Origin of the sequence: Mesorhizobium sp. M7A.F.Ca.CA.002.15.2.1 (assembly GCF_003998715.1) — a bacterium.
Classification (GTDB): domain Bacteria; phylum Pseudomonadota; class Alphaproteobacteria; order Rhizobiales; family Rhizobiaceae; genus Mesorhizobium; species Mesorhizobium ciceri.
The window spans coordinates 1-7,984 of record NZ_RZPI01000217.1 but is presented as its reverse complement, the minus strand read 5'-3'; the positions used below and the strand labels follow the sequence as shown (position 1 = coordinate 7,984).

At 62.7% G+C, this 7,984-nt stretch carries 7 protein-coding genes; 4 read left to right on the top strand and 3 right to left on the bottom strand.

The features are described 5' to 3' along the window. Window positions 1-694: 694 nt before the first annotated feature. Both ENZ74_RS14370 and ENZ74_RS14365 read left to right on the top strand, forming a co-directional pair. Window positions 695-2,698: a PhoX family phosphatase gene (locus ENZ74_RS14370; RefSeq protein WP_063169631.1), complete on the top strand. Its 2,004-nt coding sequence runs from the start codon at window positions 695-697 to the stop codon at window positions 2,696-2,698. A gap of 145 nt (window positions 2,699-2,843) precedes the next feature. Further along, a complete protein-coding gene (locus ENZ74_RS14365; RefSeq protein WP_024502214.1) occupies window positions 2,844-3,068 on the top strand; it encodes a hypothetical protein in 225 nt (74 codons plus the stop codon). Here the strand turns inward: ENZ74_RS14365 and ENZ74_RS14360 are convergent. Continuing rightward, window positions 3,060-4,250 carry an NAD(P)/FAD-dependent oxidoreductase gene (locus tag ENZ74_RS14360; RefSeq protein ID WP_027161242.1) on the bottom strand — a complete coding sequence of 397 codons (1,191 nt, stop codon included), beginning with the start codon at window positions 4,248-4,250 and terminating at the stop codon, window positions 3,060-3,062. The two genes, ENZ74_RS14365 and ENZ74_RS14360, sit on opposite strands and share 9 nt — an antisense overlap. Window positions 4,251-4,593: 343 nt before the next feature. Between ENZ74_RS14360 and ENZ74_RS14355 the strand changes: the two genes are divergently transcribed. Continuing rightward, entirely contained in the window at window positions 4,594-5,631 is a 1,038-nt protein-coding gene (locus ENZ74_RS14355; RefSeq protein WP_063169630.1) for a phosphatidylglycerol lysyltransferase domain-containing protein, read from the top strand. Between the two features lie 155 nt (window positions 5,632-5,786). On the opposite strand, the gene ENZ74_RS14350 is transcribed toward ENZ74_RS14355, so the two are convergent. Both ENZ74_RS14350 and ENZ74_RS14345 read right to left on the bottom strand, forming a co-directional pair. Next, window positions 5,787-6,548 (bottom strand): ABC transporter permease, encoded by a 762-nt coding sequence (locus ENZ74_RS14350; RefSeq protein WP_013528680.1) that lies wholly within the window; start codon window positions 6,546-6,548, stop codon window positions 5,787-5,789. Next, the gene (locus tag ENZ74_RS14345; RefSeq protein ID WP_024502216.1) at window positions 6,545-7,471 is read right to left on the bottom strand and encodes an ABC transporter ATP-binding protein; all 927 of its coding nucleotides are present in this window, start codon (window positions 7,469-7,471) and stop codon (window positions 6,545-6,547) included. The genes ENZ74_RS14350 and ENZ74_RS14345 overlap by 4 nt, the downstream gene beginning before the upstream one ends. A gap of 260 nt (window positions 7,472-7,731) precedes the next feature. Here ENZ74_RS14345 and ENZ74_RS14340 point away from each other — a divergent pair. After that, window positions 7,732-7,984 (top strand): cytochrome ubiquinol oxidase subunit I (locus ENZ74_RS14340; RefSeq protein ID WP_164761032.1); only part of this gene is annotated, 253 nt, incomplete at its 3' end.

Sequence of the window (7,984 nt, the reverse complement as noted above, 5' to 3'; positions counted from 1 at the left end):
CGTATGCGCTGACGGTGTGGATGCCGGAAACGGAGCCGTCCAGGACAATTTGATAGGGCGCAATCGTCAACACCAGCGCCGCTGCCGATTTGAGCGCCAGCCGGCAACAACGGGTCGTGACCGATCTGTGCATTCTGATCTCCGACGACTGAGCCCGGCGCGCCCCACCCCAACGTTGCAGTGCAACCAACATTGCCGAAAGACGCGGCGCCCGGAAGCGACCTCCGACCGTTGCGGTTGTCAACCAGGACCATTGCAAGCGCAAGGTTGGACTAAAGTCCCAAGTATATGCTACATTAGCTTCGCATGAACGGCGCCGTGACCGCCATCGCTAAACGGGAGACTGGCTTTCCCGATGCCTGACGACCGCAGACGCCGAACATCAAGTCACCTCCGCCGGGGGCGGCGGAGGTGACTTGTCGAGGGTGCAGTTGCCCGTTGATCTGTTTTTTGCAAACGACTGATGTCGTCCGCCGTCGCAGGATGCGCGGCCAAGATGCCGCCTAAGGTCTCCTTTCATCTCGAACCGGCGATTCTGGAGCAGTTCCGGTCTGCGGGAATGCTTAGCCAGCGCTGCGCGCAATGCCTGTCGCGTCTGAAAGGTCTCCCGATGTCACGAAAATGTGATCCGGCGATTATAAGGGGGTCAAACAGGTACCCACGCTCCAGCCAATCCAACAGCCAGAGGCAAGCCATGACTGACCTTCGCTCCCCCGACACCCGATTCCGCACCAGCCTGCTCGAGGAAAACGACGGCCCGGCCATCAACGCTTCCGACAACCGCACCATGGGCGAGATCATCGCCGCGCGGTTCTCGCGCCGCGGCTTCCTCAAGGGTTCGCTGGCTGTCTCGGCCATCGCCGCCACCGTCAGCCCGCTGGCGCTGATCAGCGCCGACGAGGCCCGGGCCGCTGAAGGCTCGGCCTTCACGTTCGACGAACTCGAGGCCGGCATCGACGACAAGCACCACGTCGCGCCGGGTTACGATGCCGATGTACTGCTGCGCTGGGGCGATCCGCTGTTTGCCGATTCGCCCGACTTCGACCCGACGAAACAGTCGGCCGAGGCCCAGGCGAAACAGTTCGGCTACAACAACGATTATGTCGGCTACATCCCCATCGACGGCTCGGCCGAACATGGCCTGCTGGTGGTCAACCACGAATACACCAATCCGCATCTGATGTTCCCGGGCATCGTGAAAATCGTCGAGAAGGACGGCAAGAAGTCGGCCGAAGTCGCACCCCTCTCGAAGGAGCAGGTCGATGTCGAGATGGCAGCTCACGGCGGCACCATCGTCGAGATCCGCAAGACATCAGGCAAATGGCAGGTGGTGCGCGACGGCAAGCTCAATCGCCGCATCACCTCCAACACCGAAATGGCGCTGGCCGGTCCGGTTGCCGGCCATGACCGCGTCAAGACCAATGCCGATCCGTCCGGCACCAAGGTGTTCGGCACGTTCAACAATTGCGCCGGCGGCGTCACGCCCTGGGGCACCTATGTGATGGCCGAGGAGAACATCCATGGCTATTTCTCCGGCGAGTTGCCGGAAGGCCACAAGGAAGCCGCGAACTACAAGCGTCTCGGCATTCCCGAAGGCGCCTATGAATGGGCGGCGCATTACGAACGTTTCGACCTCGCCAAGGAGCCCAATGAGGCCAACCGCTTCGGCTGGATCGTCGAGGTCGATGTCAACGACCCGACCTCGACGCCGAGGAAGCGCACGGCCATGGGCCGCTTCAAGCATGAGGGCGCCGAATCGATTGTCGCCAGGGACGGCCGCGTCGTCTTCTATCTCGGTGACGACGAGCGCTTCGACTATGTCTACAAGTTCGTGACCAAGGCCGCGTTCGATCCGAACGATCATGCCGCCAACAGGGACCTGCTCGATGATGGCACGCTGCATGTCGCCAGGTTCGCCGAAGATGGCACGGTCGAATGGCTGCCGATCGTCTTCGGCCAGGGACCGCTGACGGCTGAAAACGGTTTCACTGGCCAGGCCGACGTGCTGATCGAGACGCGCCGCGCCGCCGACCTGCTCGGTGCCACCAAGATGGACCGCCCCGAAGACATCCAGCCCAATGCCATCAACGGCAAGGTCTATGTCATGCTGACCAACAATTCGAAGCGCAAGGCCGACCAGGTAGACGCCGCCAACCCCCGCGCCGAAAACGCCTTTGGCCACATCATCGAGATCGCCGAGGACGGCGGTGATTTCACCGCCGCCAAGGGCAAGTGGGAAGTGCTGCTGAAATGCGGTGATCCGGCGGTTGCCGATGTCGGCGCCACCTTCTCGACGGCAACGACGGCCAATGGCTGGTTCGGCATGCCCGACAATTGCGCGGTCGATTCGGCCGGGCGTCTCTGGGTCGCGACCGACGGCCAGGGCCCGAAAGCCACCGGCCGCACGGATGGTCTGTGGGCGGTGGACACGGAAGGGGTGGCGCGGGCGACCTCGAAACTGTTCTTCCGCGTGCCGATCGGCGCCGAAATGTGCGGTCCGCTGTTTGCGCCCGACGACCAGACCGCCTTCGTCGCCGTCCAGCATCCGGGCGATGGCGGCGAGGACTGGGAAGCGTTCGGCCGCCCGTCCTACTATGAGGATCTGTCGACGCGCTGGCCCGACTTCAAGCCCGACATGCCGGTGCGGCCGTCGGTGGTCGCCATCACCAGACAGGGCGGCGGCAAGATCGCGGTCTGATTGCCCTCCAGCATGGGGCGCAGCAGCGGAGCAGATTTGCACCGCTGCCGCCCTTTGAAGTCGCGGCATGGGGTGAAGTCGGTCAAGCCTCGGGAAAGATTGGCAATTTAAACATGGCGCCCTAGGTCTTTATCAGGAGATCGCCATGTCGAAGTCCGTCTATGACCGTGGCTTGCTCAAGCCAGCCGATATCGCCAAGCTGCAGCGCGTGTTCGACGAGGCCTGCCGGCGGCGCGAGGCACATCCCGATTCCGCCGACGCGCGGGAAATCGCGCTTAACCTGCTCGCCCTGCACAATGCCGGCATGGAGGAAGAGGACATGCTGATGGAGGCCGTCGGTTTCCGGCGGCTGGAACCCAAATCAGCGTGATGCGCCGGGTTGGTGCGAGGCCGACCCTGCAATCCGTTTGGCGATCGCCTTGGCCAGGATACCGGCATTGGCGAAGCAGCCGCGAATGCTCGGCCGCATGCCGGTGAACCACAGACCGGGCAATTTCGGATCGGCTTGCCCGCCGTTGAAGAGCGGAACGCCCTTGGCGTCGAGCACGCCGAGCTTGCCGACCATCGGCTCCAGCCCGGTGCGGTAGCCTGTCGCGGCAATGACGATGTCAGGATAGATCAGGCTGCCATCGGCCAGGATCACGCCGTCACGGGTGAATTCCCTTATGCCAGGTACGACGGTGATCTTGCCGGCCTTTATGGCGCTGACGGCGCCGTCGTCGGCGGCGATCGCGGTGTAATCCGAGGTCAGGCGGCTGGCGCCGCCCGCAGGCGCGGGCGGCAGGCCGAATTTGGTCAGGTCGCCGAAAGCCAGGCGCTGCGTCGCCGACATCACCGCGTCGGCGACCCGCAACGGCAAGCGAGCCATGAACGGCGAAAGCCGGTGCACGGCGATCTTGCCGATGCGCTTGGGCAGCAGGGCGGGACCGCTGCGGGCCGACAGCCAGATGGCGGCCGTGTCTATGCCGGCCAGATGATTGAGCGCATCGAAACCCGAATTGCCAGCGCCGACGACCAGCACTTTCTGGCCCGCATAGGCCTGTGCGTCACCGAAATCCGCCGAATGGATGATGCGCCCGACGAAATCCTTCATGCCTTTCCATTCGGGAATGAACGGCTGCCTGTCGCGGCCGGTGGCGACGACGACATTGCGGGCCAGCCGCAGGCCAGCGCTGGTCCGTACCGCCCAGTGATCGCCCTTGAAGGCAATCTCTTCGACAGCGACGCCAAACTGCACCGGCAGCCGGTTTTCCTCCCTGAAATCATTCATGTGGCGGATGACGACCGTCCGGTGCGGAAAGGCGGGGGTGCCGGGTGGATAGGGGAGACCAGGCAGCGAAGAAAGATCGCGGTGGGTGTTGAGATGCAATTGCTGGTGCCGCCGGTGCCATGGCTCAGCCAACCGGCTTTCCTTTTCCAGGATCGCCGTCGGCACGCCGGCGTTCATCAAGGCGTGCGCGACGGCCAGCCCGGCAGCACCGGCGCCGACGACGATTGCCGGCTCGACCTTGGCCGGCAGATCCACAACCGATCTGATTGTCGTATCAGTCATTCACTCGAATCCCGTTCGACGCCAGGCTGGCAGGACGCTGTAACCGTTTGATCCCGCGCAGGATCCCTGCAGCAAACCGCGGCCGAAATTTCGAGCGATGCGAATTAGCTCCGTACGCCGGGCCGCGGTTGCGCTCTATATGGCATATGCGCGATATCAACGGTAATCAGGTCGCGGCAATGTGATTGATTCGAGGCTCGGGGTGGCTGGCGGGTCTCGGTTATCCCCACGCGCATGCCCGAAATCGACTCCGATTTTCGAGTCATGCGCAGAATCAAAGTGTTACAGCACCTTGGCGCGTCCTGGACGGCCGGCGCTGTAGGCGGCACGCGGAATCTCGACCATGCCCTCCTTGCGGTTCTATTTCGACAAGATCCTTGAGGCCGCCGCGCCCGAGGTCGAGCGGCAGGCGCTGACCCATGTCGAACGCCTGGCACTGGTGCGCCGCTATGGCGACTTCTCGCTCGCCTATTCCACCGCCGTGCAAGGCAAGCTCTCCTATTTCGGCGACGCCGACGGCTACATCGCCTTCGGTACCAAGATGAAGCACCATTTCGCGCTCGGCGACCCGGTGGCGGCTCCGGCGCGTCGGGCCGATTACATCAAGCGCTTCGTCGAGACCGCCGGCAGCCCGTGGTTCGTGCAGGTCGGCGAGGACACCGCACGCGTGCTGGCCGGCCTTGGCTACAAGGTCAATCGCCTCGGCATCGACACCCGCCTCACCCTGCCCGAGCATGATTTTTCCGGGAAGCGCAACGAGACCGTGCGCTACTCCGAGCGCTGGCTGCTGAAGAAAGGCTTTTCGTTCGACGAGGACAAGCGCACGATTTTTCTGGATGAAATTGCCCGGCTTTCGGAAAACTGGCGCGGCGACCGCATCGTCAAGCGCTGGGAGATGGGCTTTCTCAACCGCAACTTTGCCGACCATCTCGGCACCGACATGCGCCGTTTCGTCCTGCACGGTCCCGACGGCGGACTGGTCGCTCTGCTCGACTTCGACCCGCTGTGCCGCAACGGAAAGGTCATCGGCTACACGACGGCCTTCAAGCGCAAGCATATCGACGCTTCGCCGCATGCCGAGGTCGGCCTGACCAAATTCGCCGTCGATCGTTTTCGCGAAGAGGGCATCTCGGTGGTCACGCTCGGCCTGTCGCCGATGCTCGATATCGGGCCAAGCGGCTTTGCCGAAAGCGATTTCTGGCGCAATGCCTTCCAGCGCGCCTACGATTCGCCCTGGGTCAATCGCCGCAGGTTCAACCTGCAGGGCCAGGCGGCCTTCAAGCGCCGCTTCCACGGTGTCGAGGAGCCGGTCTACATCGCTTTCCGCAAGGGGACGTATGTCGAGATGCTGGGGTTGCTGCGGCTGGTCAAGGCGATCTAGATGTATCGATATTCAGGTGAGGCCGGCCTGCAAATGGCGGCTTCCTGCGCTTCCGGTGCTCACGTACGAAAAGTACGCTCCGCTCCGGTTCTCGGAATCCGCCATTTTCGACTCGGCCTGACCTGAATCTCAACAGACCTGGCGGCGTTCTGCCGTCAATTCCTCAACCGATACCCTGTCCTGAAGATCCAGGCGACGATCGTTATACAGATCAGCAGGAAGACGACCGTCATGCCGAGGCTGACGCCGACCGAGACGTCGGACTTGCCGTAGAAGCTCCAGCGGAAACCGCTGATCAGATAGACGACCGGGTTGAACAGCGTGATCGTGCGCCAGACCTCGGGCAGCATGTTGATCGAATAGAAGCTGCCACCGAGGAAGGTCAGCGGCGTGATGATCAGCAGCGGAACCAGTTGCAGCTGCTCGAAACTCTTCGCCCAGATGCCGATGATGAAGCCGAACAGGCTGAAGGTCACCGCCGTCAGCACCAGGAAGGCGAGCATCCAGAACGGATGCAGGATGGTGAGCGGCACGAACAGCGAGGCGGTGGCCAGGATGATCAGGCCGAGGATGATCGACTTGGTCGCGGCACCGCCGACATAGGCGATGACGATCTCCAGATAGGAGACCGGCGCCGACAGAAGCTCGTAGATCGAGCCGACGAATTTCGGGAAATAGATGGCAAAGGAGGCGTTGGAGATCGACTGCGTCAACAGCGACAGCATGATCAGACCCGGCACGATGAAGGCGCCGTAGCTGATGCCGTCGATCTCGGTGATGCGCGAGCCGATGGCCGAGCCGAAGACGACGAAATACAGCGACGTCGAGATGACCGGCGAGACGATGCTCTGCAGCACGGTGCGGAAAGCACGTGCCATTTCCATCCGGTAGATCGCCCATACTGCGCGAAGGTTCATGGCTCCCTCCTCACCAGATTGACGAAGATCTCCTCGAGCGAAGAGTTTTGCGTGTCGATATCGCGGAACTGGATGCCGCCGGCCTCGAGATCGCGCATCAACGAGGCGACGCCGGGCCGCTCGGCCTGGTTGTCATAGGTGTAGGTCAGCTGCCCGCCATCGGGCGACAATTCCAGCGCATAGCGCGAGAGCGCCTCGGGAATGGCCGTCAGCGGATTGCGCAGTTCCAGCACCAGCCGCTTGCGGCCGAGCTTGCGCATCAGTTCGGCCTTGTTCTCGACCAGGATGATCTCGCCGCGGTTGATGACGCCGACGCGGTCGGCCATCGCTTCGGCTTCCTCGATATAGTGCGTGGTGAGGATGATGGTGACGCCGTCCTCGCGCAGCCGGCGCACCATCGCCCACATGTCCTGGCGCAGCTCGACGTCGACGCCGGCGGTCGGCTCGTCGAGGAACAGGATGCGCGGCTCATGCGACAGCGCCTTGGCGATCATCAGCCGGCGCTTCATGCCGCCCGACAGGGTGATCGCCTTGGCATCCTTCTTGTCCCACAGTGAGAGATCGCGCAGCACCTTCTCGACAAAGCCGTGGTTGGCCGGCTTGCCGAACAGGCCACGGCTGTAATTGACCGTCGCCCAGACGCTCTCGAAGGCATCGATGGTCAGTTCCTGCGGCACAAGCCCGATCAGACCGCGCGCGGCGCGATAATCCTTGTTGATGTCGTGGCCGTCGACGGTGACGGTGCCCGACGAGCGGTTGACGATGCCGCAGACGATCGAGATCAGCGTCGTCTTGCCGGCGCCATTGGGCCCAAGCAGCGCGAAGATTTCGCCGCGCTGAATGTCGAGATTGACTTCCTTGAGCGCGGTAAAACCGGTGGCGTAGGTCTTGGAGACCCCGGAAATGGACAGGATGGAAGGCATGGATGAAAACGGCTGCTTGAAGAGGTCCCCTGATATAGGCCGAATGTCGGTGCTTGCAACCGCAAGTCAATGCCCTGCTGACAGTTCTCGACAATCGTTGCCGGCCGGCCATTGCAGGTGCGGCGCACAGGCCCGGAGTTGCGCGGCATGCAACCGGCAAAATTGTCCTGTGGCGTTCAGCCTCGCGGCAGGACGCCGCTTTGACCTGAACTCGCTTCGGGCCTATTCTTCGCGAGTATTTGCAGCAGCCGGAGCCCATCATGGACCCGCTCATACTTTCGCGTATCCAGTTCGGCGCGAATATTTCATTCCACATTCTATTTCCGACGATCACCATTGCGCTGGGTTGGGTGCTGCTGTTCTTCAAGCTGCGCTACAACGCGACCAACGATTCCGCCTGGATGCGCGCCTATTTCACCTGGGTGAAGGTGTTCGCGCTGTCCTTTGCCATGGGCGTGGTTTCGGGCGTCACCATGAGCTTCCAGTTCGGCACCAACTGGCCGGGCTACATGG